This is a genomic window from Clavibacter michiganensis (assembly GCF_002151125.1).
Taxonomy (GTDB): domain Bacteria; phylum Actinomycetota; class Actinomycetes; order Actinomycetales; family Microbacteriaceae; genus Clavibacter; species Clavibacter michiganensis_C.
The window spans coordinates 238,312-264,548 of the sequence record NZ_MDJZ01000016.1 but is presented as its reverse complement, the minus strand read 5'-3'; the positions used below and the strand labels follow the sequence as shown (position 1 = coordinate 264,548).

Sequence of the window (26,237 nt, the reverse complement as noted above, 5' to 3'; positions counted from 1 at the left end):
CCCAGCCCGCGGCGCCTGACCCGCGGTGCCTAGCCCGCGGTGACGCGGACGGATCCGCCCTCGAGCACGAACTCGAGCGCGGTGCCCTCGGCGAACTCGTCGCGGAGCTCCCTGGGCATGTCCCCGGTGACCGTCAGGACGCCGCGCGCCGGGAACGTGCCGGCCGCGCATCCGCCGACGGGGTTCGTGCCGCGCGCGAACCGCGGGGCCACGACCGTGACGCACGCGGCGTCGTCCTCGGGGTTCACGAGGCCGATCACCGTGAGGCCGTGGAACTCGCCGACGCCCGTCGCGACGTCCTGGTACCAGTCGTCCCAGCGGTCGGGGACGGGGCGGTCGGGATCCAGCGCGACGGTCGCGACCTCGCGGCCGGTCACCGACGCGAGGCCCGTGGTGAGGGCGACGGTCGCGCCGACGGCGACGAGGACGGACGCGGCCCAGAGGATTGCGGTGCGGCGGCGCGGGGCTGCCGGGCCGGCGGCGGGATCGAGCGCGTCGTGGTCAGCGGGATCGGGGCCGGGATCGGCGGGATCGGCGTCGTGGGCGGGATCCGCGGTGTCGGATCCGGCCGGAGCGACCGGCGGGACCGCCTGCGCCGCGGCCGATGCGGCGGCTGGCGCCGCGGCCGACCTGCCCTGCCGCGCCTCCCGCTCCAGCTCCCGCAGCCGGCCGAGCTCGGCGTCGTCCAGGTCGGGGTGCGGTCCGTACGCGCGACGGCGGAGCTCCCGGAGCTCGCCCCGCTGCGCCTCGTCCATGTGCCGATCCTGTCACCCCGGGCCTCCCGCGTCCGGGTCCGTCCGGGGCCCTGTCCGCCGCGCGCACGCGCGCCTACGCTCGGGCCATGCTCATCGAGACGGACCTGCGGCTCCCGGACGGCCGCGCGCTGCACTGCTACGACACGGGATCCGGCGACGGCGCCGAGCTCGTGGTCGTCTACCATCACGGCACGCCGAACGTCGGGCCGCCGCCCGCGCCGCTCGTCGACGCGCCCGTGGGCCGCGGGATCCGGTGGGTGTCGTACGACCGGCCCGGGTACGGCGGATCCACCCGGCACCCGGGCCGCACCGTCGCGACCACCGTCGCCGACGACCTCGCCGTCGCGGACGCGCTCGGCGTCGACCGCTTCGCCGTGGTCGGCCACTCCAGCGGTGCCGTGCTCGCGCTGGCCGCGGCCGCGTCGCTCGGCGACCGGGTGCTCGGCGCGCTGTGCGGCGCGGCGCTCGCACCGGTCGAGGCGGAGGGGCTCGACTGGTTCGCGGGCATGCACGCGGGCGGCGAGCGGGAGCTGCGGGCGGCCGTCGCCGGGCGCGAGGCGCTCGAGGCGGAGCTCGCCGGATCCGCGTTCGACCCGGCGATGTTCACCGACGGCGACATCCGCGCGCTCGAGACCGACTGGGCGTGGCTGGAGGACGTGGCGGGGCGCGGGCTCGACGCCGGGATCGGCGGCATGGTCGACGACGACCTCGCGCTCGTCGCCGACTGGGGAGTCGACCTGGCGGCCGTCCGCGCGCCGGTGATCCTGCTGCACGGCGACGCCGACCGGATCGCGCCGGTCGCCCATGCGCGCTGGCTCGCCGACCGGGTGCCGGGCGCCGAGCTCGTGATCCGCCCGGACGACGGCCACATCTCGGTGCTGCACGGCGCGGCCGACGCGCTCGGCCGGCTGCTGGAGCGCATCGCCGCCGCATAGAAGAGGTACGCACCCGCGGAAACGGCTCTCGCCGACCCGGACGGATCCGGATCGGCGAGAGGAGCGGTGGAGCGACGCGCGTCAGTGCCCGCGCGACACCCGCCGCGGCAGGGCGAAGACGAGAGCGAAGGCGACGACCGCGAAGATCGCGCTGACGCCCATGGCCGACGCCGACGCGTCGGTGAACGCCTGCGGCACCATCTGCGGGCCCTGGATCCCGGCGCCCGCGACGCCCGCGAACAGCACGCTGCCGATGACCGCGATGCCGACCGCCGAGCCGACGCGCTGCACGGTGCCGATCACGCCGGATGCCGCGCCCGCCTCCGCGGGGTCGACCGTCGCGACGATGAACTGCGCGTTCGGGGCGATGAAGAGGCCGTTGCCGATGCCGGCGAGCAGCAGCGGGACGAGGAGCATCCAGCTGGTGAGGTCCGCCGCGGCCGTGTTCAGCAGCACGAGCCACAGCCAGATGAGGCCGACGCTGACGAGCGCGGTGCCGATCACGAGCACGGTGCGGCCGAGGCGGTTCGTGAGCCGGTTGCTCTGGGAGGAGCCGACGATGCTGCCGATGGCGAACGGGATGGAGACGAGCCCGGACTCCAGCGCGGAGTTGCCGAGGCCCGACTGCCAGAGGATCGAGATGGTGAAGAAGATGCTCGTGAAGGCCGCGAAGTAGACCATCGCGAGGATCACGCCGCCCGTGAACGCGGGGTGCGTGAACAGGTGCGGCGGCACGAGGACGCCCTTCGAGCGCCTCGTCTGCATGACCTCCCACGCGCCGAAGAGAGCGAGGAGCACGACGCCGCCCGCGAGCGAGAGGTAGGTCCAGAGCGGCCAGCCCTGGTCCTGGCCGTCGATGAGCGGCACGAGCAGGGCCACGAGTCCGGCGCTCACGAGCAGGATGCCGACGAGGTCGACGCCCGAGGGGGCGGGGGCCTTGGCGGGTGCGGCGGATCCGCGTCCGGCCTGCTGCCCGGACTGCGCGCGCACGTCGCCCGCGACCTCCTCGGCCACCCGGCGGCTCGGGAGCAGGAAGATGGCGGCGACGACGGTCGCGAGGCCGACGGGCAGGTTCACGAAGAAGACCAGGCGCCAGCCCGACTCCTCCCCCGCGGCCTGGATGATGAGGCCTCCCACGATCGGGCCGAGCGCGGAGGAGACGCCGATGACGGCGCCCATGATGGCGAACGCCTTGCCGCGCGCCTGCGGCGGGAACAGCAGCTGGATGAAGGCGGTCACCGCGGGCACGAACAGGCCGCCGGCGAGCCCCTGCACGACGCGCGCGATCACGAGCTGGAGGTCGTCCTGGGCCACACCGCACGCGAGGCTGGCGAGCGTGAAGAGCGCGATGCCGGTCACGAACACCCACTTGTGCCCGTAGCGGTCGCCGAGGCGGCCCGCGGGGATCAGCGCGAGCCCGAACGCGAGCGCGTAGCCGGAGATGATCCAGCTCAGCGTCGACTCGGAGGCATCGAGGCTCGTGCGGATGGTGGGCAGCGCCACGTTCACGATGGTCGTGTCGAGCAGCGCGATGAACATGCCGGCGAGCAGCACGATGAGCGCCTGCCAGGCGCGACGCGAGACGACGGGAGCGGGCGGACGGCCGGCGTCGGGCGCGCCGGATGCGCCGGCCGCCGGGCGGGCGGATGCGGTGGTGTCGGACATGGGGTCCTCTCGTGCCGGCGCGGGCGTCGGCGGTGGTGCGAGCGGATCCGGCCGGCGAGCGCGCGAGCGGGCGACGAGGACGCGGGACGGGAGGTCGGGCGCCTCTCGTGCCGGCGGGCGGCAGCGGAGGAGGATCCGCGGCGGTGCGGGGAGACGGCCGGGCGGATGCGCCCGTCCCGCCAGTCTGGCACCGGTTGACCCGTGCGGCCTATCCGGAGGTCCGGGCACAGGGTCCCGTCACCCGTCACCCGCCGGCCGTTCCGTCATCCGGCGGATGCGCCCGCGACGACCCCGTCGATAGCGTGGGCGGATGAGCGCCGCACCCGCCCCCGACAGCGTCGACCGGTTCTGGGTGCGCCCGCGTCCCGACCGGGCCGGCCTCCGGTACGACGCGCTGCTGGCCGCGGTGATGCTGGTGCTCACCACGTTCAGCGTCATGCAGTACTACGCGCTCGGGATGTACCCCTCGCGGCCCGCGATGTGGATCATCGCGGCCTGGATCCTGCTCATGTGCGTGCCGCTCGCCTTCCGCCGGCTGCAGCCCGAGGCCGTGACGCTGGTGATCGGCGCCACGTTCATCGTCGGCGCGTACCAGTTCGTCCCCGAGCTGATGTTCTCCAACATCGCCATGTTCATCGCGATGTACTCGCTGGGTGCCTGGGGACGGAGCCGGCTCCGGGCGAACATCGTGCGCGGGATCATCGTGGTCGGCATGTTCGCCTGGCTGTTCAGCTCGCTGCTGCAGACCTCGGGCTTCTACTCCCTGTCCGGCTCGACGTTCGAGAACGCCCCCGATGACGCCTGGATCCCGCCTCCCGTCGCCGCCGGCCTCATCTCCATCATCACGAACCTCCTCTACTTCGGCGGCGCCTGGTACTTCGGCGACCGGGCCTGGGCGTCGGCGCGCGACCGCTGCGCGCTCGAGACCCGGACGGCCGAGCTGGCGACGGAGCGCGAGCGCGTGGCCGAGCAGGCGGTCACGCTGGAGCGCGTGCGCATCGCCCGCGAGCTGCACGACGTGGTGGCGCACCACGTGTCGGTGATGGGCGTGCACGCGGGCGCCGCGCGGCGCGTCCTCGACCGCGACACCGAGAAGGCGGCGGCGTCGCTCGGCATCGTCGAGGACAACGCCCGCAGCGCCATCGAGGAGCTGCACCGGATGCTCGTCGCGCTCCGGCAGGAGGACGACGGCCAGGGATCCGACGCCGGCGCCGGCGCCGACCCCACCCGCACCGCCTCCACCCGCGGCGTCGACCAGCTGCACGAGCTCGTGGCGGACGCGTGCGGCGCGGGCCTGCAGGTCGCGTTCGACGTCATCGGCACCCCGCGGCCGCTCACTCCCACGGTCGACCTCATCGTCTACCGCGTCGCGCAGGAGTCGCTCACGAACGTCCGGAAGCACGCGGGCACCGGCGCGCGCGTCGACCTCCGCCTGCGCTACCTCGCCGACCGGGTCGAGGTGGAGGTGAGCGACGGCGGACCCGCGGGCGCGGCCGCGTCGGCGGCCGCCGGTCCCGTGCGGAACGGCCCCGGCGGGCTCGGCCAGCGCGGCATGCGGGAGCGCGTGGCGGCCGTGGGCGGATCCATCGAGATCGGCCCGAAGGCGCGCGGCGGCTACCTCGTGCGCGCGTCCGTGCCGACGGGACGCGCGCCGGTGGTGCCGCCCGTGCCGCTGCCCGTCCCGCTGTCCGTCTCCGTCCCGGAGCCCGCCGCCGCGCCCGCGCCGGAGCCCGCCCCCGCATCCGTACCCGAGGAGACCTCCGCATGACCGACGACCCGACCGACCCCGCCGCCGCCGCCTCCGTGCGCGTCCTGATCGTCGACGACCAGGCGCTCGTGCGCGCCGGATTCCGCGTGATCCTCGAGAGCGAGGACGGCATCGAGGTGGTCGGCGAGGCCGCGGACGGCGAGGAGGGCGTGCGCCTGGCCGCCGAGCTCGCGCCCGACGTGATCTGCATGGACGTCCAGATGCCGCGCGTCGACGGGCTCGAGGCCACGCGCCGCATCGTCGCCGACCCGGCCATCACCGCGGGCGTGCTGATGCTCACCACGTTCGACCGCGAGGACTACCTCTTCACGGCGCTGGACGCGGGCGCGAGCGGCTTCGTGCTGAAGAGCGCGTCGCCGGAGTCGCTGGTGGAGGCCGTGCACGTGATCGCGCGCGGCGACGCGCTGCTCTCGCCCGACGTCACGCGCCGGGTCATCGAGCGGTTCGGCCGCGGATCCGGCACGGCCGACGGCGACGACGCGGCGGCCGCCCCCGCCCCCACGATCCCGACCGACCCGCGCGTGGCGACCCTCACCGACCGCGAGCTCGAGGTGCTGCGGCTCCTCGCCGAGGGCCTCGCGAACGCGGAGATCGCCGAGCGCCTCTACCTCGGCGAGGCCACCGTGAAGACGCACGTGTCGCGCCTGCTGCTGAAGCTCGGCGTGCGCGACCGCGTCCAGGCCGTCGTCTTCGCGTACGAGCGCGGGATCGTGGTGCCGGGGACGAGCTGATGCGCGCCGTCGCCGGGATCAGCCGTCGTAGGCCACGTGGTGCAGCTCGGCGTCCGTCCGCTCCGCGTGCAGCCGCGTGTACTCGCGGGCTATGACCTCCGGCGCCGCGTCCGGGTGCCCGCCGCCGATGAGGGCCGTGATCCCCACGTGCGCGACGTAGACGCCCTTCGGCGCGAGCGCGGCGTGCAGGTTGAGCGTCCAGTTGCGCAGGCCCGCGGCGGCGATGTTGACGTTGCCGAGGAACGGCAGGGGCGAGATGGAGCCGCCGCCGGTGGTGACGAGCACGGTGCCGCGCCCGGCCTCGATCATGCTCGGGAGGACGTGGCCGACCGCGGTGAGGGCGCCGCCGAGGTAGAAGTCGATCTGCGGCTGCAGGTTCGCAGGGGTCACCGCGAGGACGTCGACGGTCTCGAGGGACGGATCGGCCGGGGAGAACTCGAGCACGTCGATCGGGCCGAGCGCGTCGACGACCGCGTCGAGAGCGCGGGTGATGCTCGCGGCATCGCGGATGTCGGCCGCGAAGCCCTGCGCGGTGACGCCCTCGGAGCCGAGGGTGGCGGCGAGGCCGTCGAGCTTGGCCTGGTCGCGCGACACGAGCGCGACGGCGAAGCCCTGGCGGCCGAACGCGCGGGCGATCTCGAGGCCGAGCCCGGCGCCCGCGCCGACGATGGTGATGAGGGGCATGGTGGTCCTTCGTCCTGGCCGGCGGCAGCCGGCGTGAGCGGTAAGTTGAGGGTGACCTCAAGCACGAGTGTACGCATGACTTGAGGCACGCCTCAACTTAAGGGAGCCCGATGGCCGAGCAGCGGAGCATGCGGCGCGACGCCCGCGCGAACGTCGAGAAGCTGCACGCGGCGGCCCTCGCCACGTTCACCGCGCGCGGCCTGGGCGCGCCCCTGGAGGAGATCGCGCGCGCCGCGGGCGTCAGCATCGGGACCCTCTACAACCGCGTCGGCTCCCGCGAGGCGCTCATCGACGCCGTGATCCCGACCATCGCGGGCGAGAAGCTGCTCGCGCTCAAGTCGTCCGTCGACGCGCAGCCCACCCCTCGGGAGCGCCTGGAGCGCTTCGTCCACGGCATGGTGGACCTGCAGCTCGAGGATCCCGCCCTCAACGACGCCATGCTCCGGCGCTTCCCCGGGGCCGCGGCGCTCATCAGCACCTGCGATCGCTCGCTCGCGCTCGGGCGTCGGCTCGTCGAGGAGGCGCACGACGACGGATCCCTGTCGGACGACTTCACCGACGACGACCTCATGGCCATCATCTGGCTGGCCGGCACCGCCAGCCGGGACGCTGCGGCTCCGGAGGCCTGGCGCCGCGTCATCGACCGCAGCCTGGCCGCCGCGTGGCGGGAGCCCGCCTGAGCCGCCCCGTCAGAACCCGCCGCGCTGCGACACCGGGGACAGCACCAGCTCGTCGATCCGCACGTGCGGCGGCGACGCGAGCACGAACATCGCGGCGCGGGCCACGTCGTCGGGCGTGAGCATCGCGGCGCGCTCGGCCGCGTCGGGCACGGTCGGCCGGAGCACGAGGAAGTCGCTGTCGATCGTGCCCGGGCAGAGGTGCGTGGCGCGGATCCCGCTGCCCGCCTCCTGCGCGTTGAGGTCGCGCACGAGCGCCCCGAGCGCCGTCTTCGACGCGCTGTAGGCGACGCCGGCTCCGGGCGAGTGCGTCCACGCGGCGTACGAGGAGACGAGCACGACCGTGCCGCCGGACGCCCGCAGCAGCGGGAGCGCGGCGGCGACCTGGTGCGCGGGGCCGGTGAGGTTGGTCGCGACGATGCGGTCGAAGTCGGCGAGGTCCTGCTCGGCCCACGTGCGGCGCGGGGCGTTGAGGCCGGCGGCGACCACGACCCCGTCGAGCCGGTCGAGGCCGGCCACGACGGCGGCGAGCGCGGCGTCGTCGGTCACGTCGAGCGGGGCGACGACCGCGGTGGATCCGAGGTCGTCGACGAGCGCGCGCGTCTCCTCGAGCGCCTCCCGGCGGCGGCCCGAGAGCACGAGGTGCCAGCCGTCGCGGGCCGCGGCGACGGCGGTCGCGCGGCCGACGCCGGATCCGGCGCCGCTCACCCACAGCATCGGCGGGCTCTCCGGTCCCTCCCCAGGCGCGTCGCCGTCGTCGTCCTCGTGCGTCCGGTCTGCGGACATGGCAGTCTCCCTCGGTCACCCCTACGTTGAGGGAAACGCTATTCGGACTGTGGGGAACACGCATGCTCATCGACCTCCGCGACAGGGTCGTCGTCGTCTCCGGTGCCGCCCAGGGCATCGGCCGCGCCATCGCCGCGCGCTTCCTCGAGGAGGGCTGCCGGGTCTTCGGGCTCGACCTCGCGTTCCGGGAGGAGCCGCCGGCGGGCCTCGAGGCCATCGTCGCCGACGTCACCGACCCGGCCTCCGCGCAGGCGGCGATCGCGCAGGTCGTCGAGTCGGCAGGCCGCGTCGACGTGCTCGTGAACAACGCCGGGATCAACGTGGAGGGGTCCGTCGAGTCGCTGGACCCCGCGCGCTTCCAGGCCGCGTTCGACGTGAACGTGGGCGGGGTGTTCCTCCTCTCGCAGGCCGTCATGCCGGCCATGAAGGCGGCCGGAGGCGGGCGGATCCTCAACGCGGCGTCGTTCGCCGCCGTCATCCCGAGCGTGGGCGCGGCCGCCTACGGCGCCTCGAAGGCCGCGGTCGTGCAGTTCACGCGCGTGCTCGCGAGCGAGCTCGGCCCATGGGGCATCACGGTCAACGCCTACGCGCCCGGCATGATCCCGACGGCCATGAACGGCTTCGCCGAGATGCCGGAGCCGGCGCAGGACCGCCTGCTCGACACCCTCAGCATCCGCCGGTGGGAGCGACCCGACGACGTGGCCGACCTCCTCGTCTTCCTCGCGAGCGACCGCGCCGGCTACATCACGGGCACGCTCGTCGACGTGAGCGGCGGCAAGCTCGCCACGCAGATGCCCCAGCGCGCGTACGAGGGCGAAGGGTCGCCCGAGCGCGGGCCGCGGGACGGCGCCCGATGAGCGTCACCGCGTGGGACGCCGTGCCCCTCGACACCGTCCGCTCCGAGCACGCCGAGGCGCCGCTCTGGGACGCGGCGCGCGGCACGCTCCTCTGGGCCGACCAGTACGTCGGCATCGTGCGGGAGGCCACGCTGGATCCCGTCACGCTCGCGGTCGGGCCCGTCACGGAGACGCACGTCGGCGGGCCGGTCGGCGCTGTGGTCCGGCACGCGGAAGGCGGCCACGTGCTCGCGGCGCGCGACGGCTTCGTCCGCCTCACGGCGGAGGGCACGCTGATCCCGATGGCCGACGTGCTGCCGCAGGACGGAGTCCGGCGCCGCATGAACGACGGCGAGGTCGATCCGCGCGGCCGGCTCTGGGCGGGATCCATGGCCTTCGACAAGACGCCCGGCGCCGGCGCGCTCTACCTGCTCGACCGCGGCGTCGCGACGACCGTGCTCGAGGGCGTCACCATCTCCAACGGCACCGCGTTCGACACGGGCGGCACCGAGATGCTCTACATCGACACCCCCACGCAGCAGGTGCGCCGGTTCCGGATCACGGAGGACGGCGGGCTGGCGGATCCCGAGGTGGTGGTCGAGATCGACCCCGCCGACGGCCACCCCGACGGCATGTGCGTCGACGACGAGGGGTTCCTCTGGGTCGCGCTCTGGGGCGGCGGCGAGGTGCGGCGCTACTCGCCCGCGGGCGAGCACGTGGGATCCGTGCGCGTCGACGCGCCCCAGGTCTCCAGCTGCGCCTTCGTCGGCCCCCACCGCGACGTGCTCGTCATCACGACCTCGCAGGAGGGCTACATCGCGGAGGACTCGGCCCGGCATCCGCGCGCGGGCATGCTGTTCGCGGTGCGCCCGGGCGTCACGGGGCCGGCGGCGAGCGCCTACGCGTAGGCGGTGATCGAGGCCGAGTCGACGAAGGCGGATCCGCGTCCCGCGCGACGGGCGGCGCCCCCGGCGAGCCCGGCGGACGCGACGCCGACCACGACCCCGGCGAGCAGGGCCGTCACGGCCGGACCCACGGACGAGTGCGCGAGCACGAGCCCCGCGACGAAGGCGACGGCCTGCACGATCCAGAGCGCGTGGATCCACCAGCGCCACGCTCCGCGTCGCGTCCCGACGCGCACGAGCCCGCGACGCACCTGGACGAGCGCGGCCACCCGCACGACGCCGGACAGCACGACCAGCGCGAGCCCGCTCAGGGCCAGCGGCGGGGTGCCGATGTCGGTCGCGATCAGCGCGAACAGCACGAATCCCGCCGCGCCGACCCCGTCGGCGACGGCCTGGACGACGGTGGCGATGCGCATGGTCCGACCTTAGGAGCGCCGCGGCCGCCGAGCCACCCGCGGCGGCGCCCCAGAGCAGGGGCGTGATCGGCATCCCCCGACCCGAAGGACGACCGCCCGTGCGGTCGAGGGGTCGGACGGGCGGGGCCTCAGGATGCGGGGCGGGGGAATCCCGGGGTGTCGCAGCTCACGGTCGCCGCGACGATCCAGTTGTCACCGTCGAAGCCGCCGACGAAGCGCATCTGGTCGGAGCCGGGGATCGTCGCGACGGCCACGCCGTAGGCGAAGGAGAGCGAGGCGAGCGCCTCGTCGTCCCGGGTCGCGATGTCACCCGACTCGACCTCCAGGCCGAGCGCGGACCAGGTGGTGACGAGCCGCTCGTCGAGCGTGTCGAAGTAGTCCTCCTCCTCGTACCAGCTGGCCCGTCCCGAGTAGACGACGGCGGTTCCGGTCGAGGTGGGCACCCACTGCTCCCGGCGGTAGTCACCCCGGTCGGCCATGCACGCGTGCTCGAGCAGGAAGGGCGGCGTGTCCGTCCACTCGCCCGGGAGGGCGGCCTCCGTCGCGGCGACCGCCTCGGTGAGCCGCTCCTCGATGGCCGCCCAGTCCTCCCGCGGTGCCGTCCTCGTAGGAGCCGAGGTCGATGTCGAGGTCGGGTCCGGTTCGGCCTCCCCGGTCCCGCCCATGGGGCCGGACGCGCAACCGCTCAGGAGGAGGAGGACAGGGAGGAGGAGGAGGACAGGGAGGAGGAGGACAGGGAGGACGAGGAGACGTCGTTTCATGCCCCCACGCTCCCGCGGGCGCGCCCCTGCCCCATCGGCCGCGAGCCGCATCCCCGTCGCCCGAGCGGACCACCTGAGGAACGCCCCGTCCCGTCCCCCACCCGGTTCCCCCTCATGGCGGACTCCCCGCGGGCACCCCGCGCCTAGCGTGAGCAGCACGGATCACCCACGCCCACCGAGGAGGCCCTCCGTGCTCGAAGTCCAGAACGTCACGCGATCGTTCGGGGACCGCCGTGTCCTCGACGACGTGTCCTTCGCCGTGCGGCCGGGGAGGCTGACCGGCTTCGTCGGCGGCAACGGCGCCGGCAAGACCACCACCATGCGGATCATGCTCGGCGTGCTCACCGCCGACTCCGGCTCCGTGTCGCTGAACGGCAGCGACCTCGGCACCTCCAGCCGCCGCACCTTCGGCTACATGCCGGAGGAGCGCGGCCTCTACCCGAAGATGAAGCTGCAGGAGCAGATCGTCTACCTCGGCCGCCTGCACGGCATGAGCGCCGCCGACGCGACCGCGAGCACCGAGCGGCTGCTCGAGCGCCTCAGCCTCGGCGAGCGCCGGAACGACCCCATCGAGTCGCTGTCGCTCGGCAACCAGCAGCGCGCGCAGATCGCCGCGAGCCTCGTGCACGACCCCGAGGTGCTCGTGCTCGACGAGCCGTTCTCGGGCCTCGACCCGATCGCGGTCGAGACCGTCCTCGGCGTCCTCACCGACCGGGCCGCGCAGGGCGTGCCCGTCCTCTTCTCCTCGCACCAGCTCGACATCGTGGAGCGCCTCTGCGACGACGTGGTCGTCATCGCCGAGGGCCGGATCCGCGCATCCGGCGACCGCGAGGAGCTGCGCGACCAGCACAGCCGCCCCCTCACGGAGCTCCAGATCGACGGCGACGGCGGCTGGGTGCGCGACGTGCCCGGCGTCGAGGTCGTCGAGTTCGACGGGGGCTACGTGCTCTTCGAGGCCGAGGAGGAGGCGCGCCAGCGCGTGCTCGCCGAGGCCGTCTCCCGCGGATCCGTCACCGGGTTCACGCGCCGCCGCCCCACCCTCAGCGAGATCTTCCAGGAGGTCGTCCAGTGAGCACCGCCCGCACCACCGAACGGGGCACGGCCCCGTCCTTCGCCCAGTCCACGATGCTCGTCACGGGCCGCGAGGTGCGCATGCGCCTGCGCAGCAAGTCGTTCCTCATCAGCACCGCGATCCTGCTCATCGGGATCCTGGCCTCCATCGTCGTCACCGGGTTCCTCGCCGCCAACGACGACGGCGACGGCGAACGCACGCGCGTGGCCGTGGTCGGCACCGCCTCGCAGGCCGTGTCCGCCGCCGAGTCGCTCGAGGGCGTGCCCGCCGACAGCGTCGAGGCCGCGCAGGAGATGGTGCGCGACGGCGACGTGGAGGCCGCGGTCGTCCCCGACACCCAGGCCGACGTCGACGGCGCCGTGCTCGTGATCGGCGACACCTCTGCGCCCGACGGCGTCGTGGGCGCCCTCACCGACACCCCGCGCGTGGAGCTCCTCGAGGAGCCGGCCACCAACCCGGCCATCGCCTACCTCGTGGCGATCGCGTTCGGCCTCGTGTTCTTCATCTCCGCGCTGACGTTCGGCCAGATCATCGCCCAGAGCGTCGTCGAGGAGAAGCAGACCCGCGTGGTCGAGCTGCTCATGTCGACCATCCCCGTGCGGGCGCTGCTCGCGGGCAAGGTGCTCGGCAACAGCCTCCTGGCGTTCACGCAGATCGCGCTCATCGCCCTGATGACGGGCGTCGGCCTCCTGGTGACCGAGCAGACGGCGCTGCTGGCGATCGTCGGCCCCGCCGTGATCTGGTTCGTCGTGTTCTTCCTGTTCGGGTTCGTGCTGCTCGCGTCGCTCTTCGCGGCCGCGGCCTCGCTCGTGTCCCGCCAGGAGGACGTGGGCGCCGTCACGGCCCCGGTCACGTACCTCGTGATGATCCCGTACTTCGCGGTCATCTTCTTCAACGACAACCCCGTGGTGATGACGATCATGTCGTACGTGCCGTTCGCGGCCCCGGTCGGGATGCCGATGCGCCTGTTCCTCGGTGAGGCCCAGTGGTGGGAGCCGCTCGTGTCGCTCGCCGTGCTCATCGCGACGACCGCCGTGGTGGTCGCCCTCGGATCCCGCATCTACAGCAACTCGCTGCTCCGGACCGGATCCCGCGTGAAGCTCAAGGAGGCGCTGAAGGCATGATCGACGCGCTGCAGGACTTCACGAACGGGCTGCCGGAGGTGCTCCGGTGGTTCGGGATCATGGTCACCGCGATGATCCCGTTCCTCGAGGTCGAGCTCGCCGCCGTGCTGGGCGTGCTCAGCGGCCAGCACGTGGCGGTCGCGGTGCTCGCGGCGGTGGTCGGGAACGTCGCCATCGTGGCGCTGATCGTGCTGGTCGCGTCCCGCACGCGCACCCGGCTCACGCGCGACGGCGCGAAGGAGGAGACGCCCCGGCGTGCCAAGGTCCGCCGCACGTTCGACCGGTACGGCGTGCCGGGCGTCAGCCTCCTCGGGCCGCTGCTGCTGCCGACGCACTTCACGTCGGCCGCGATGGTCTCCTTCGGCGCCCGCCCGCGCGCGGTGCTGATCTGGGAGACGATCGCGATCGTCGTGTGGGGCGTCGCGTTCGGGGCGCTCGCGGTGCTGGGGCTGGCGGCGGTGTGCTCCGGTCCGGGTCCCGGCCGGCGCGCCGCCCGGCCGCGCCTGCGCGCTGTGCCGACGGGCGCGCCACCGATACGGTCGAGGCATGACCCCCGCGACGACGCCCGGATCCACGCCGTCCCTCGACCTGCCACTCTACGGCGCGTCCTGGTACGAGGCGATGCGGAGGTTCTTCCTCAAGTACGCGACCTTCCGCGGGCGGGCGAGCCGGAGCGAGTTCTGGTGGTGGGCGCTCACGGGGTTCGTGGCCTCGAACGTCCTCGACATCCTGAGCGGCCTCAGCACGGGCGGACGCGACCCGCTGGACATCGCCGGCAGCTTCGCCGTCGTGGACGTCTGGAGCGGCATCTCGGCGGTGGCGCAGCTCGCCGTCTTCATCCCGTCGCTGGCCGTCTCGTGGCGACGGCTGCACGACGTCGACCGCAGCGGCACGTGGATCTTCATCAACTTCATCCCGCTCCTCGGGCAGATCGTCTACCTGGTCATGACCGCGAGCCGGTCACGGCCGGGCGGCGTCCGCTTCGACTGACGCCGCGGAGCCGCGCGCGCGGGCCGTCCAGCCCCACCCCCGATCGCTAGGACCGGTCGGCGTCCCCGTCAGCGTCGTCCGCGCGGGCCGCGGCGGAGGCGTCGACCTCGACGCGGTCGCCCTGGACCTCCACCGTCGCGGGGCCGTCGACCTCGACGCGGGTGGTGCCGTCGCGGTCGCCGTCGACGATCACGGTGACCTCGGGCGACGCGGATGCGGCGGGCTCCGCGTAGGTGTCGAAGTCGGCGGCGTCGTCGTCGGCCTCGGCGGCGTCGCGCTCCGCGGCCGCCTCGCGGGTCTCCTCGACGTCCGCCTTCGCGGATCCGGCGAGCACGGCGCCCGCGGCCTTCGCGCGGTCGGCGGCCTCGGAACCGATGTCCTTCGCGGCGTCCGCGGCGCGCGATCCGGCGTCCTGCGCGCGGTCGGCGGCGTCGGCGGATGCGCCCTGGATCCGGTCGCCGGCCTCGCGGGCGCGGTCGGCGGCCTCGGAGCCCGCCGCCTTCGCCTTGTCGAGCCCCTCGGATCCCGCCGCCTTCGCCTTCTCCAGCGCGTCGGATCCGGCGTCCTTCGCCTTCTCGAGCGCGGCCCCGGCGGGCGACTGCTCGTCGTCGAACGGGCCGTGCACGTCGGTCACGCGGATGTTGACGCGCACGGCGCCGGGGGCGATCTGCCGGGCGGCGCGGGCCACCTGCTCGCGCGTCTCGTCGACGACGTCCTGCACGGGCGCCGGGTACTCGACCACCAGGTCGATGTCGACCACGGTGCCGCCGGCCTCCTCGGAGACCGTGACGCCGGGGCCGGTGCTCGCGCCGCGGATCGCCCGCGATGCCGCGTCGAGGGCGCGCGCGGCCGGGCCGCCGAGGTGATGCACGCCCGTGACGCCCGCGGCGGTCTCGGCCGCGGCGACGCCCACGCGATGCGCGACCGTCTCCCCCTCCGGGTGCGCGGCGTCGATGCCGGTCAGGTCGATGGGACGGATGGCGGGTGCGGCGTCGTTCACGGCGGTGCTCCTTCGGTGGTGCGGATGCGGTGCGGGATGGGTGCGGGGGCGGGATCGGTGCGGGGGCGGGATGGGTGCGGGGGCGCGAGTCCCGGGCGGGAGAGGGCCGGCTCAGGCGGGGACGGCGGCGGCGCGGGTCAGCGCGCGGTGCGCGAGCCCGGCGATCGCAGCGCCGACCAGGGGCGCGACGATGAACGCCCACACCTGCCCGAGCGCGTCGGGCCCGCCGTAGACCGCGGCGGCGATGGAGCGGGCCGGATTCACGGACGTGTTGCTGACCGGGATGCTGATGAGGTGGATCAGGGTGAGCGTGAGCCCGATCACGATCGGCGCCACGGCCGCGTACGCCTTCTGGCCGGTGACCGCGAGGATCACGGTCACGAAGACCGCCGTGAGGATCACCTCGGCGACGAGCACGGCGGCGAGGCCGAAGCCGCCGGGTGATGCGTCACCGAAGCCGTTCGAGGCGAAGCCCGCGTCCTGCGCCGCCGCGAGGTACCCGGCCGGGCCGTCGGCGGCGATGAGCGCGAGGGCGCTGGAGGCGAGGATCCCCCCGATGAGCTGCGCGATCACGTAGCCGGGCACCTCGCGCCAGCCGATGCGGCCCGCGAACGCGAGGCCGACGCTGACGGCGGGGTTGAAGTGGCCGCCGGAGATCCCGCCGACCGCGGCGACGCCGGCCATCACGGTGAGGCCGAACGCGAGCGCGACGCCGAGGAACCCGACGCCCGTGGCGTTGCCGTCGTCGGGGAACGCGGACGCGTAGAGCGCGGTGCCGACGCCGCCGAACACGAGCAGGAACGTGCCGAACGCCTCGGCGCCCCAGCGCGCGGCGGACGACGGGCGCTCCCCGGCGGATGCGGCCTTCTGCCCGCGGCCCTGGGCCGGGGTGTCGCGGGGCGCCCTCGTGGTGGTCGACTTGCTCATCGGTTCGTGTCCTCTGGATGCTGCGGGTGGTGCGGTCGTGGGTCGGTCGGGGGCACGCGGGGACGGCGCCCCGCGCGGCGACGGGACCGGGGCGCGCCCCGGTCCCGTCAGCAGGCGGTGCTACTGGACGCGGCTCTTCTGGTCGTCGTCGTCCTTGTCGTCCGACGGGATGTGCACGTCGGAGACGGTGACGTTGACCTCGGTCACGTCCATGCCGACGACCTGCGAGATCGCGTCGGTGACGGACTCGCGGATCCGGTCGGCGAGGTCCTGCAGCGCGACGGGGTACTCGGCGACCACGACGATGTCCGCCGCGACCTGCTTCTCGCCGACCTCGACGGAGATGCCCTGGCCGCGGTCCTGCTGGCCGATGACGTTGCGGATCGCGCCGACGGCACGGGCCGCGCCGTTGCCCAGGTCGTGCACGCCGGGGACCTGGCGGGCCGCGATGCCGGCGACCTTCTCGACGACGCCGTCGGCGATCGTGTTCTTGCCGGCGGCCTGGTCGGCGGGCGTGTGCTTCGCGGCGGCGCGGCTGGAGGCGGTGGCGGGGGTGACGTCGGTCATGTGGTGCTCCTGATGGTCGTTGGCGCGCTCCCGGATGCGGGATCGCGATGCCGGCTGGATGACCGGCACGTCAAGGAGACGGGCCGGGCGCCCGGCTCGTCCCGCACGTCCAGCGTTCCTCCAGGCGGGAGCGTCCGCGCTTCGCTCCGCGGCCACCGACGGCTGGCCGGCGTGCGCTTTCCGGCCAGGGCCGCGAGGAGCCGGCGGCGCTCCCATCCGGACCCGCGCTTCGACCGCACCCGCCCGGATGACGCACGCCGGGCCTAGGTTGAGGCCATGACCTCACCCGGCAGCGCGCCCGCCCACCACGACGTGCTCGTCATCGGCGGGGGGAACGCGGGGCTCTCGGTCGCGGGCCGCCTCCGGCGCTACGGCGTCGACGACGTCGCGGTCATCGAGCCGCGCGACACGCACTACTACCAGCCGATGTTCTCGCACGTGGCGGGCGGCACCGCCCGAGCGTCGCAGGCCACGCGGCCGCAGGGGTCCGTCACGCCGAAGGGCGTCACGTGGATCCAGGACCGCGTCGCCGGCATCGACCCGCACGCGAGGACGGTCGCCCTCGCCTCGGGCGGGAGCGTCGGCTACGGCCAGCTCATCGTGTGCCCCGGCATCCAGAAGGACTGGGACGCCGTGCCCGGCCTCGCCGAGGCGATGGCGTCCCCGGTCGGCGTCTCCAACTACGAGCACCACTACGCCGCGAAGGCGTCGAGGGTGCTGCGCGACGTGCGCTCCGGCACGGTCGTCTTCACGCAGCCGGGCGGCCCCGGCACCTGCTCGGGCGCGTCGCAGAAGCCGATGTACCTCGCGTGCGACCACTGGCGCGCGATCGGCGTGCTCGACGACATCCGCGTGGTGCTCGTCGTGCCGACGCCCACCCTGTTCGGCATGCCGCTCATCGACGCCGAGCTCGAGCGCAAGGTCGCCGAGTACGGCATCGAGGTGCGGTACGGCCGCGAGCTCGTGGCGGTGGATCCGGTCGCCCGCACCGTCGACATCGCGGGTGACGACCGCGCCCGCGCGCTCCTCGGGCCGGACCACGCGGCGCGCGCCGACGACCGGGGCGACGTCGGCCGCGAGACCATCCCCTACGACGTCCTGCACGCAGTCCCGCCGCAGTCCGCGCCCGACTGGCTCGCGAGCACCGGCCTCGCGGCGCCGGGCGACCCGGGCGGCTTCGTCGAGGTGGATCCGCTGACCCTCCGCCACCCGCGCTTCCCCGACGTGTGGGCGCTCGGCGACGCCGCCGCGACCACCAACTCGAAGTCCGGCGGCGCGCTGCGCAACCAGACCACTGCGGTGGCCAAGAACCTCGTCGCGGCGCTCCAGGGCAAGGCCTTGCCCCAGACGTACGACGGCTACTCGGTGTGCCCGTTCGTGGTCTCGCGCTCCACGGTGGTGTTCGCCGAGTTCGACGACCGCTACCGCCCGAAGCCCACGATCCCGGGCTGGAAGGGCCTCGCGAAGGAGCGCCGCATCACGTTCCTCGCCGACCGGTACGTGCTCCCGTGGGTGTACTGGAACCTGATCCTGCAGGGCCGCGCCTGACCCACGACGTCCGCCGCGCGGATCCGCCCTCCGGCGGACGCGCCGCCGCTTTCCGCCCGGCGAGGATGGCCGCATGACGCGCCCCGGCGAGACCGTGCCCGACTCGCGGGGCCGCACCGGCCTCCACCTCCGCGGCACGGACCTCGACCGCAACCCGGACGTGGTCGTGAAGCGCGTCGAGGTCACCTCCGACGGCTGGCACGTGCTCCGCCGGACGACGCTCGACCTGCGGCTCCGCGACGGGTCCTGGCAGGAGCAGCAGCGCGAGACGTACGACCGGGGCGACGGCGCGACCGTCCTCCTCTACGCGGCCGACAGCCACCGGATCCTCCTCACCCGCCAGTTCCGCTACCCGGCCTACGTGAACGGCCACCCCGACGGCATGCTCGTGGAGGCGGCGGCCGGGCTCCTCGACGAGGACTCCCCCGAGGACGCGATCCGCCGCGAGGCCCGCGAGGAGCTGGGCGTGGAGGTCGTCGGGCTCACGCACCTGTTCGACCTGTTCATGAGCCCCGGATCCGTGACCGAGCGCGTGCACCACTACCTCGCCTCCTACACGCCGGCCGACGTCGTGGGCGCGGGCGGCGGCGTGGCCGAGGAGGGCGAGGACATCGAGCGCATCGAGGTCTCGCTCGAGGAGGCGCTCGCGATGGTCGCCGACGGCCGCATCGCCGACGGCAAGACGGTGATCCTCCTCCAGCACGTCGCGCTGCACGGCTTCCCGGACGCGCTCCCGCGCTCCTGATCCCGCTGCCCGGATCCGCTCCGCCCGGATCAGGCCCGCGGGACGGCCAGCCGCGCCTCGATCTCGGCCAGACGGCGCCGGAGGGGCCCGGCGTCCACGGGCTCCGGATCCGTCCGCTCGTAGGACGACGCGAGCGCGCGCACGTCCTGCCGCAGCGCCCGACGCACGTCGTCGTCCGCCACGGTCTCCAGGCGCTCGGCGAGGCGCAGGGCGGCGCGCATCACGAGCGCGTGCCCGACGCCGTAGGCCCGGATCGCGAGGAACGCCTCGCCCACGAGGACCGCCGTCCGCGGCCAGCGGATGTCGACGCGCGGCGTGCCGTCGGCGTCGCAGCGGACCTCGACCTCCTCCCCCGGCCGGAGGCACAGCGTGCGGAGCGCACCCGAGAGCGCGTCGAGCGCGCCGACCGCCGTGTACGGGTCGTTCGTCCCGGAGGCGAGGCCGCGCACGCCGATCTCGATCATCTGCTGGACCGCGTAGCCGAGGTCCTGGTGCGGGGTCCGCGCCGACTGGAGGTCGACGGCGGCGCGCGCGGCGTCGTCGCCGTCCTCCTGCCCGCCGGATCCGCCGTGCACCTCCACGAGCGCGTCGCCCGCCACGACGTGGTCGCCGGGCACCGCCACCACGCGGTAGCGGGCGTCGCGCTCCGCGGCGTCGGCGACGAGCGCGTCGAGGGCGACCCCCGCGACGTACCCGGTGGCGCGGGCCCGCACGACGCGGACGACCGGTCCCGTCACCGGCGCCGCGCCGTGGGCCACCCGGCGGCCGTGCGCGTCGGCGTCCGGGTCCTCCGGCCGGATCCGGTCGATGGCGGCCTCGAGGTCGGCGAGCACGCGGCTCTGCAGCGTGGTGACCTGCACCGACATCGCGATGTGGTGGATGAAGTACACGAGCACGGCCACGTCGGCCACCGCCAGCAGCACGGCCGCGCTCACGGCGACGATGGGCACGAACCCGACCACCCCGTCGTCCTCGGTGTGGATGGAGCGCAGCACGATCAGCGCGTACAGGAACGTCGACGTGAGGACGGCGAGCACGACCTGGTTGCCGCGGTCGGCCATGAAGTTCCGCACGAGGCGCGGCCCGTACGCAGACGACGTGGTGGCGAGCACGGAGATCGTGATGGAGAAGGAGGTGGCGGCGACGCCGAGCATCGTCCCGCCGATGGCCGAGAGGATCGCGCGCCCGCCGGTGGCCGACAGGTCCTCGACGAGCGGGATGTCGTCCACCCCGATGCGGACGAGCAGCCGGTCCAGCTCGATGAGGCCGAGGGCCGCGAGCACCGCGCCGACGCCGAGGAGCGCGGGCAGGAACCAGAAGGACTCGCGGGCGTGGAGCAGCCGGGATCGCATGCCTCAGGCTAGGCCGTGGCGGTCGGCGCCGCCCCTCCGCGGGGTGCGGGAGGATGGATCCCGTGACCGACGCCACCGCCGCCTCCCCCCTCCACCTCCACGACACCGCCGCCCGCGGCTTCGCCTCCGACAACTACTCCGGGATCCACCCCGAGGTGCTCGAGGCCATCGCGGCCGCGAACGGCGGGCACCAGGTCGCGTACGGCGGCGACGCGTACACGGCCCGGCTCCAGGAGGTCGTGGGCGAGCACTTCGGCCGCGGCGCCGAGGCGTTCCCCGTCTTCAACGGCACGGGCGCGAACGTCACCGGCCTCCTCTCGATGCTGCCGCGTTGGGGCGCCGTGGTCTGCGCGACCACCGCGCACATCAACACCGACGAGGGCGGCGCCCCCGAGCGCGTCGCCGGCATCAAGCTGCTCCAGGTGCCCACCGAGGACGGCAAGCTCACCCCCGAGCTCATCGACCGCGAGGCCTGGGGCTGGGGCGACGAGCACCGCGCGCAGCCGCTGGCCGTGAGCATCACGCAGACCACCGAGCTCGGCACCGTCTACACGCCGGCCGAGGTGCGGGCGATCGCCGACCACGCGCACGAGCGCGGCATGCGCCTGCACATGGACGGCGCGCGCCTCTCCAACGCGGCGGCCACGCTGGACGCGCCCTTCCGCGCCTTCACGTCGGACGCGGGAGTCGACGTCGTCAGCTTCGGCGGCACCAAGAACGGCCTGCTCTACGGCGAGGCCATCGTGGTGCTCGACCCCGAGGCGTCGGAGGGGCTGACCTACCTCCGCAAGCTCAACATGCAGCTCGCCTCGAAGATGCGGTTCGTGAGCGCGCAGCTGCTGGCGCTCCTCGGATCCGAGGTCGACGGCGTGCCGCTCTACCTCCGCTCCGCGCGCCACGCGAACGGCATGGCCGCCCGCCTCCGGGCCGCGCTCGACGGCGTCGACGGCGTCGAGTTCACGCAGGAGACGCAGGCGAACGGCCTGTTCGCGATCCTCCCCGAGGGCGTCGCCGACCGCCTCCGCTCCGAGTTCCGCTTCTACGACTGGGACCCGGCCCGCCGCGAGGTGCGCTGGATGTGCTCCTTCGACACCACCGAGGACGACATCGACCGCTTCGCGGCCGCGATCCGCCGCGAGGTCGGGGCCGCGTAGCCTCGAACTGACGTCACTGCGCCGTCGACGCACCCCGTCATCGTGGGCCCATGGACTCGACGCGCGGCGATCGCGCCACTTCTCCTCCTGAGCTCGCACGCACGCCGAGGAAGGCAGGTGGGGGCGGATGCCGGTGCCCCACGAAAGGGCGCGTTCCCTCATCGTCGCGCGGCAGATAGCGTCAGAGGGTGACGACGCACACACCCCGCGCCCAGACCGTCGACCCTCATGGCGGGGCGGACCTAGTAGTTCCCGCTCGGACGGGAGCCGGGCTGCGGACGACTCCTGTCATGAACCAGGCGGTGGTCGTCGTGGTGTCCGTCGTCGCGGCGGTCTGCAGCGTGCTGCTCCCGTGGCTGACGGTGACGAACGCGTCGAGCATGTGGGCCGGCGTGGCATTGGCGACCCTCGGGCTGGCGTCCGCCGGGGTGCTCGTGACACGACCGGAACTCGCCCGGTTCGAGCTGCTCATCCCGATCGTCGACTTCGTCGCGATCGGGCTCCTGCGGTTCGGGACTGGCGACGCTCGTTCCCCGTTCCTCGCCGCGGTGCTGCTGCCGGTCATCTGGATCGCCGCACGGCCGGGTCGGCAGAACATCTTCTACCCACTGCTCGGAACGGCCGCGACGTTCCTCGTCCCCATGCTCCTCGGCGAGACCGACCTCGGGGCGAGCGAAATCGTGCGCCTCGTGTTCGTGCTGGTGGTGTTCACCGCCGTGGCCGGCGTCACCAATGAACTCGCCCGACAGGGCGCGGAGCGCCTGCGGGCCGTCCAGGCGCTTCGGCGCCAGGCAGAGACGGAGATCAACCAAGCCGCGCTCGTCCAGCGCTCCCTGCTTCCGGTGTCGACCGCGGAGATCCCGGCGGAATTCACGGTCCGGGCCGTGTGCCTGCCGACCCGCTCCGTCGGCGGTGACTTCTACGACTGGTTCCCGATCGATCAGGGCGCTGCCTTCACCCTCGGCGACGTCATGGGCAAGGGCGTCGGAGCCGGCATGATCGCCGCCGTCGTGAGGTCCGTGCTCCGATCATCGGTCCAAGGGGGCGGACCCGACGCTGCGGTGAGCCGGACCGCCACCGTCCTCGATGCGCCGACCACCGAGCAGTTCACGACGTGCTTCCACATGCACATCAGCGTGGACGGAATGGTCCGATGGGTCGACGCCGGCCACGGACTGGCGCTCGTGCTGCGAGCGGACGGTAGTCGCGAATGGCTCCGAGGCATGGACCTGCCCATCGGTGTCGGAGCGACCTGGACGGACCACGAGACGGCGCTACGCCCGGGGGACGTGGTCCTCGTCGTCAGTGACGGAGTCCTCGACCTGTTCGGCGACGACAGCGGTGCGATCGATCGGTTCGAGCAGTTCGCCGTGGCGGAGCCGGACCCGGACCGCCTCGTCTCCCGCCTCGAGGACCGGGGCCGCCGCGAATCCCACGATGACGACGTCACCGTGCTCGCGATCCAGTACCGCTGATCCGCCCCTACCCCGGCTCGACCGTGCGGAACGGCTCTTCGACCCTGAGTCGCATCGTGCGCGTCATCCCGGCCCAGCTTCCACCGCAGCCTCACGGCGCGGGACGCTGCCCTCGACGCCCAGGGCGATGACATGGTCCCGTTCCCCACGCCTCCCGGATCCCTCATGCCGTGGATCCGCCCCACAACTGCGAGCAAGGAGAGCAGCACCGCCATGATGACCGGCCCGCGGCGGGCGCAGCCGGGCTGGGGAAGGGACGCATCGTCGGGAACACGGCCACTCGCCGGCGTCCGACAGGAGACCGCTCGCCGGACTCCGTGGGTGGCGGATGCGCACTCGTGCCGGCACGAGCGCGGCATGTCTCGATGGACCGGTCCGGGGATGAGTCCGGTGAGGGGTGCTGGACGAGACGCCCTCCGCGGCCACGCGCCTCGTGATCGCCGCCGCCGCATCGGCGCTCGGGGCGTCCTGAAGCCGGCGGTACGGCGTCGCCGTCGACGTGTCCATGTCCCGGCGTGGAGCGCAGCCCTCCCTTCCACGAGGCGACGGCGGCCGGCCCCCTCGGGAGCCGGCCGCCGTCGCGCGGGTGCGGGCGCGGATCAGCCCGTGTTCTGCAGCCCCGCCGCGATGCCGTTGACGGTGAGCAGCAGGAGCCGGTGGTCGGGATCCGTCGGGTCAGCCTGGCCGGGAGCGGCCTGGCCTGCCGCGTCGGAAGCCGTGGTGCGCAGCGCGCGCAGGGCGCGCAGCTGCAGCAGCGACAGCGCGTCGACGTACGGGCTCCGGAGGCGCACGGCCCGGCGCAGCACCGGTCGGCCCTCGAGGATGTCGCCGCGGCCGGTCGCCTTCCGGACCCACTCGCGCGTCAGCTCCATCTCCTCGGTGACGAGCGCCGCGAGGTCCGGCCGGTCACCGAGGGCGAGGTAGCGCTCCGCGAGGCGGCCGTCGGTCTTGGCGAGCGACATCTCGACGTTGTCGATCATCGACGTGAACAGCGGCCACTCCTCGTAGGCCCTGCGGAGCACGGCCTCGTCGCCGACTGCGGCGAGCGCGGATCCGAGGCCGAACCAGCCCGTGAGGTTGATGCGCGCCTGCGTCCAGGCGAACACCCACGGGATCGCGCGGAGATCCTCGAGCGACTCGACCGACAGGCCGCGGCGGGCGGGCCGCGAGCCGAGCGCCAGCAGCCCGATCTCCTCCATCGGCGTGACCTGCGCGAACCACGGCGCGAAGCCGGGCGCCTTCACGAGCTCGAAGAAGCGGGCGCGCGACGCCTCGTCCATGGTGCGGACCATCTCGGCCGATCCCTGGGCCGCCTCCGCGTTGCGCTCCTCATTCGACGGTGCGGACGCCAGCAGGGTCGCGGCGGCCATCTGCTCGATGTGGCGGGCGGCGATGCGCTTGTCGCCGTAGTGGGCGAAGATCACCTCGCCCTGCTCGGTGAGCTTGAAGCGGCCGTCGACGGATCCCGGCGGCTGGGCCCGCACCGCGCGGTCGGCCGGACCGCCACCCCGGCCCAGCGCGCCGCCGCGGCCGTGGAAGAGGGTGAGCTCGATGTCGTTCTCGCGCGCCCACGCGGCGATGCGGGCCTGCGCGTCGAACAGCGCGAAGGTCGCGGAGACCGGCCCGACGTCCTTCGAGGAGTCGGAGTAGCCGAGCATGACCTCGAGCTTGCGACCGGTGGCGGCGAGGCGGGCCTCGACCTGCGGCAGGCGGATCATGCCGTCGAGGATCTCGGTGCTCGCATCGAGGTCAGCGAACGTCTCGAACAGCGGGATGACGTCGAGGACGGGCGCCTGCTCCGCCGAGCCGAGCGCGAGCGCGGCCAGCTCGTGCACCGTGCGGATGTCGTCGGCGGACTGCGTGAACGACACGATGAAGCGGGAGAACGGCGCGACCCCGTGCCGCTCCTGCAGGCGCGCGAGCGTGCGGAACACGTCGAGCACCTCGACGGTCATCGGCGCGAGCTCGGGAGCCGCGTCGCCCGCCGCATCGGCTGAGGCGACCGCGAGCACCTCGCGGAGCGCCTCGCGGTGCACCTGCGAGTGCTGCCGCACCTCCATCTCGGCGAGGTGGAAGCCGAAGGTCTCGGCCTGCCAGATGAGGCCCTGCAGCTCGCCGCCCGCGATGCGGTGCGCGCCCGCGCTCCGCAGCGACGCCTGCAGCACGCGGAGGTCGGCGAGGAGCTCGGCGGCGGACGGGTAGGCGATGGGGTCGTCGTGGCGCGTGCGCGTGGCGGCGAGGCGGTCGGCGATCACGAGCAGCACGCGGCGGTGCAGCTCGGCCGGGGCGCGCGTGCCGATGCGGGCGGTGAGGTGCGGCGCGATGGCGTCCTGCGCGGCGGCGAGCTCGCGGAGCTCCGCGCTCGGCGGGGTGTCGGCGTCGCCGAGGGTGAGCGACCGGCCGACGCGCAGGGCCACGCGCTCGAGCCCGAGCAGGATGTGCTCGCTCGCGATGCCCGCGGCCTCCTCGGTGACCGCGGCGGTGACGTACGGGTTGCCGTCGCGATCCGCCGCGATCCAGTTGCCGAGCCGGAAGAACGCGGGCGCGACCGCGTCGCGCACGCCGGCGTCGTCGCCGAGCAGCCAGTCGTCGAGCAGGCGGTAGACGCGCGGCACGACCTCGAACAGGGTCTGGTCGAAGACGCCCATCGCGGTGCGCACCTCGTCGAGCGGCGTCGGCCGCGTGGTGCGCAGCGGCGACGTGCGCCACAGGCCGTCGATCTCCTCGAGCAGCCGGCGGTCGACGTCCTGGCCCGTGAGCGTGCCGGCGATGGCGCCGTCGCGCTCGGTGAGCAGGTCGCCGATGCGGCGGATCCCCGTGGCCACCGCCCGCCGGCGCGCCTCGGTCGGGTGCGCCGTGAGCACCGGGTGGAAGCGCATCTCGCCGAGGCGCCGCATGGCCTCCTCGCGGCCGAGCTCCTCGGTGAGCTTCCCGACGGCGTCCGGGATGGAGTCGGGCACGAAGCCCGCGGCCGCCTCGCGCTCGCGGAGCACGCGCACGCGGTGGTGCTCCTCGGCCAGGTTCGCCAGGTGGAAGTAGCAGGTGAACGCGCGGGCGACCTGCTCCGCGCGCTCGGGCGTGAAGGTGGCGACGAGGCGCTCGGCGTCGTCGATGGAGGCGTCGCGCGCGCTCTCGTACGCGTCGATCACGAGCTCGCGCAGCCGCTCCACGTCGCGCAGGAGATCCTCTCCGCCGGACTCGCGGAGCACCTGGCCGAGGAGTCCGCCGAGGTGGCTGACGTCGGAGCGGAGCGCCGGCTCGACGGCGTCGCGCGTGCCGTCGCGGGTGGAGTCGGGCTCGAGGGGAAGCGGCTTCTTCGGGGGAGTCGTCACGGTGTCGAGGATACGGAAGGCGGGCGGCGGAT

Annotated in this window: 25 protein-coding genes; 13 read left to right on the top strand and 12 right to left on the bottom strand. The window is 74.1% G+C overall.

The genetic code is table 11. The features are described 5' to 3' along the window. Positions 1–29: 29 nt before the first annotated feature. Complete coding sequence (locus tag BFL37_RS10660) at positions 30–755, bottom strand: hypothetical protein (RefSeq protein ID WP_086515091.1); 726 nt, start codon at positions 753–755, stop codon at positions 30–32. An 86-nt stretch (positions 756–841) separates the two neighbouring features. Between BFL37_RS10660 and BFL37_RS10655 the strand changes: the two genes are divergently transcribed. After that, positions 842–1,690, top strand: a complete 849-nt coding sequence (locus tag BFL37_RS10655; RefSeq protein WP_086515090.1) for an alpha/beta fold hydrolase — start codon at positions 842–844, stop codon at positions 1,688–1,690. An 81-nt stretch (positions 1,691–1,771) separates the two neighbouring features. Here BFL37_RS10655 and BFL37_RS10650 read toward each other — a convergent pair whose 3' ends face one another. Beyond that, positions 1,772–3,355 carry an MFS transporter gene (locus BFL37_RS10650; protein ID WP_086515089.1) on the bottom strand — a complete coding sequence of 528 codons (1,584 nt, stop codon included), beginning with the start codon at positions 3,353–3,355 and terminating at the stop codon, positions 1,772–1,774. 310 nt (positions 3,356–3,665) lie between these two features. Here BFL37_RS10650 and BFL37_RS10645 point away from each other — a divergent pair, with 310 nt between their 5' ends. Further along, complete coding sequence (locus BFL37_RS10645) at positions 3,666–5,123, top strand: sensor histidine kinase (RefSeq protein ID WP_086515088.1); 1,458 nt, start codon at positions 3,666–3,668, stop codon at positions 5,121–5,123. Beyond that, positions 5,120–5,854 (top strand): response regulator, encoded by a 735-nt coding sequence (locus BFL37_RS10640; RefSeq protein WP_086515087.1) that lies wholly within the window; start codon positions 5,120–5,122, stop codon positions 5,852–5,854. The genes BFL37_RS10645 and BFL37_RS10640 overlap by 4 nt, the downstream gene beginning before the upstream one ends. A gap of 18 nt (positions 5,855–5,872) precedes the next feature. Here the strand turns inward: BFL37_RS10640 and BFL37_RS10635 are convergent, their stop codons facing one another. Beyond that, positions 5,873–6,538: an SDR family NAD(P)-dependent oxidoreductase gene (locus tag BFL37_RS10635; protein WP_086515086.1), complete on the bottom strand. Its 666-nt coding sequence runs from the start codon at positions 6,536–6,538 to the stop codon at positions 5,873–5,875. 110 nt (positions 6,539–6,648) lie between these two features. Between BFL37_RS10635 and BFL37_RS10630 the strand changes: the two genes are divergently transcribed. Continuing rightward, entirely contained in the window at positions 6,649–7,218 is a 570-nt protein-coding gene (locus BFL37_RS10630) for a TetR/AcrR family transcriptional regulator (protein WP_086515085.1), read from the top strand. A 9-nt stretch (positions 7,219–7,227) separates the two neighbouring features. Here the strand turns inward: BFL37_RS10630 and BFL37_RS10625 are convergent, their stop codons facing one another. Beyond that, the gene (locus BFL37_RS10625) at positions 7,228–8,001 is read right to left on the bottom strand and encodes an SDR family oxidoreductase (RefSeq protein ID WP_086515084.1); all 774 of its coding nucleotides are present in this window, start codon (positions 7,999–8,001) and stop codon (positions 7,228–7,230) included. A 62-nt stretch (positions 8,002–8,063) separates the two neighbouring features. On the opposite strand from BFL37_RS10625, the gene BFL37_RS10620 reads away from it, so the two are divergent. Together BFL37_RS10620 and BFL37_RS10615 are read left to right on the top strand one after the other, a co-directional pair. Beyond that, positions 8,064–8,858: an SDR family NAD(P)-dependent oxidoreductase gene (locus tag BFL37_RS10620; protein ID WP_086515083.1), complete on the top strand. Its 795-nt coding sequence runs from the start codon at positions 8,064–8,066 to the stop codon at positions 8,856–8,858. After that, on the top strand, positions 8,855–9,745 hold the full coding sequence (locus BFL37_RS10615; protein ID WP_086515082.1) for an SMP-30/gluconolactonase/LRE family protein: 891 nt from the start codon (positions 8,855–8,857) through the stop codon (positions 9,743–9,745). The genes BFL37_RS10620 and BFL37_RS10615 overlap by 4 nt, the downstream gene beginning before the upstream one ends. On the opposite strand, the gene BFL37_RS10610 is transcribed toward BFL37_RS10615, so the two are convergent. Further along, entirely contained in the window at positions 9,736–10,158 is a 423-nt protein-coding gene (locus BFL37_RS10610) for a hypothetical protein (protein ID WP_086515081.1), read from the bottom strand. The two genes, BFL37_RS10615 and BFL37_RS10610, sit on opposite strands and share 10 nt — an antisense overlap. Before the next feature lie 128 nt (positions 10,159–10,286). Beyond that, positions 10,287–10,823, bottom strand: coding sequence for a hypothetical protein (locus tag BFL37_RS10605; protein WP_086515080.1), 537 nt, complete (start codon positions 10,821–10,823; stop codon positions 10,287–10,289). A gap of 286 nt (positions 10,824–11,109) precedes the next feature. Here BFL37_RS10605 and BFL37_RS10600 point away from each other — a divergent pair, with 286 nt between their 5' ends. Both BFL37_RS10600 and BFL37_RS10595 read left to right on the top strand, forming a co-directional pair. Further along, complete coding sequence (locus BFL37_RS10600) at positions 11,110–11,991, top strand: ABC transporter ATP-binding protein (RefSeq protein WP_086515079.1); 882 nt, start codon at positions 11,110–11,112, stop codon at positions 11,989–11,991. Then, entirely contained in the window at positions 11,988–13,115 is a 1,128-nt protein-coding gene (locus tag BFL37_RS10595) for an ABC transporter permease (protein WP_086515078.1), read from the top strand. The genes BFL37_RS10600 and BFL37_RS10595 overlap by 4 nt, the downstream gene beginning before the upstream one ends. On the opposite strand, the gene BFL37_RS14855 is transcribed toward BFL37_RS10595, so the two are convergent. Further along, the gene (locus tag BFL37_RS14855; RefSeq protein ID WP_206601270.1) at positions 13,093–13,389 is read right to left on the bottom strand and encodes a hypothetical protein; all 297 of its coding nucleotides are present in this window, start codon (positions 13,387–13,389) and stop codon (positions 13,093–13,095) included. The genes BFL37_RS10595 and BFL37_RS14855 overlap by 23 nt on opposite strands. A gap of 272 nt (positions 13,390–13,661) precedes the next feature. Between BFL37_RS14855 and BFL37_RS10585 the strand changes: the two genes are divergently transcribed. Beyond that, positions 13,662–14,105 carry a DUF805 domain-containing protein gene (locus BFL37_RS10585; RefSeq protein ID WP_086515077.1) on the top strand — a complete coding sequence of 148 codons (444 nt, stop codon included), beginning with the start codon at positions 13,662–13,664 and terminating at the stop codon, positions 14,103–14,105. A 46-nt stretch (positions 14,106–14,151) separates the two neighbouring features. Here the strand turns inward: BFL37_RS10585 and BFL37_RS10580 are convergent, their stop codons facing one another. The 3 genes from BFL37_RS10580 to BFL37_RS10570 all read right to left on the bottom strand — a co-directional run bounded on the left by BFL37_RS10580 (position 14,152) and on the right by BFL37_RS10570 (position 16,599). Further along, complete coding sequence (locus tag BFL37_RS10580) at positions 14,152–15,105, bottom strand: Asp23/Gls24 family envelope stress response protein (RefSeq protein WP_086515076.1); 954 nt, start codon at positions 15,103–15,105, stop codon at positions 14,152–14,154. Positions 15,106–15,216: 111 nt separating this feature from the next. After that, on the bottom strand, positions 15,217–16,032 hold the full coding sequence (gene aqpZ / locus BFL37_RS10575; RefSeq protein WP_086515075.1) for an aquaporin Z: 816 nt from the start codon (positions 16,030–16,032) through the stop codon (positions 15,217–15,219). 120 nt (positions 16,033–16,152) lie between these two features. Continuing rightward, complete coding sequence (locus tag BFL37_RS10570) at positions 16,153–16,599, bottom strand: Asp23/Gls24 family envelope stress response protein (RefSeq protein ID WP_086515316.1); 447 nt, start codon at positions 16,597–16,599, stop codon at positions 16,153–16,155. Positions 16,600–16,875: 276 nt separating this feature from the next. Between BFL37_RS10570 and BFL37_RS10565 the strand changes: the two genes are divergently transcribed. Both BFL37_RS10565 and BFL37_RS10560 read left to right on the top strand, forming a co-directional pair. After that, complete coding sequence (locus BFL37_RS10565) at positions 16,876–18,147, top strand: NAD(P)/FAD-dependent oxidoreductase (RefSeq protein WP_086515074.1); 1,272 nt, start codon at positions 16,876–16,878, stop codon at positions 18,145–18,147. A gap of 73 nt (positions 18,148–18,220) precedes the next feature. Next, on the top strand, positions 18,221–18,892 hold the full coding sequence (locus BFL37_RS10560) for an NUDIX domain-containing protein (protein WP_086515073.1): 672 nt from the start codon (positions 18,221–18,223) through the stop codon (positions 18,890–18,892). Between the two features lie 29 nt (positions 18,893–18,921). Here the strand turns inward: BFL37_RS10560 and BFL37_RS10555 are convergent, their stop codons facing one another. Beyond that, positions 18,922–20,244: a DUF2254 domain-containing protein gene (locus BFL37_RS10555; protein WP_086515072.1), complete on the bottom strand. Its 1,323-nt coding sequence runs from the start codon at positions 20,242–20,244 to the stop codon at positions 18,922–18,924. A 53-nt stretch (positions 20,245–20,297) separates the two neighbouring features. Between BFL37_RS10555 and BFL37_RS10550 the strand changes: the two genes are divergently transcribed. Next, a complete protein-coding gene (locus tag BFL37_RS10550; protein ID WP_086515071.1) occupies positions 20,298–21,398 on the top strand; it encodes a threonine aldolase family protein in 1,101 nt (366 codons plus the stop codon). A gap of 290 nt (positions 21,399–21,688) precedes the next feature. Next, the gene (locus BFL37_RS10545) at positions 21,689–22,873 is read left to right on the top strand and encodes a PP2C family protein-serine/threonine phosphatase (protein WP_086515070.1); all 1,185 of its coding nucleotides are present in this window, start codon (positions 21,689–21,691) and stop codon (positions 22,871–22,873) included. A gap of 599 nt (positions 22,874–23,472) precedes the next feature. Here the strand turns inward: BFL37_RS10545 and BFL37_RS10540 are convergent. Then, the gene (locus tag BFL37_RS10540) at positions 23,473–26,205 is read right to left on the bottom strand and encodes a phosphoenolpyruvate carboxylase (protein WP_086515069.1); all 2,733 of its coding nucleotides are present in this window, start codon (positions 26,203–26,205) and stop codon (positions 23,473–23,475) included. Between the last annotated feature and the right edge of the window lie 32 nt (positions 26,206–26,237).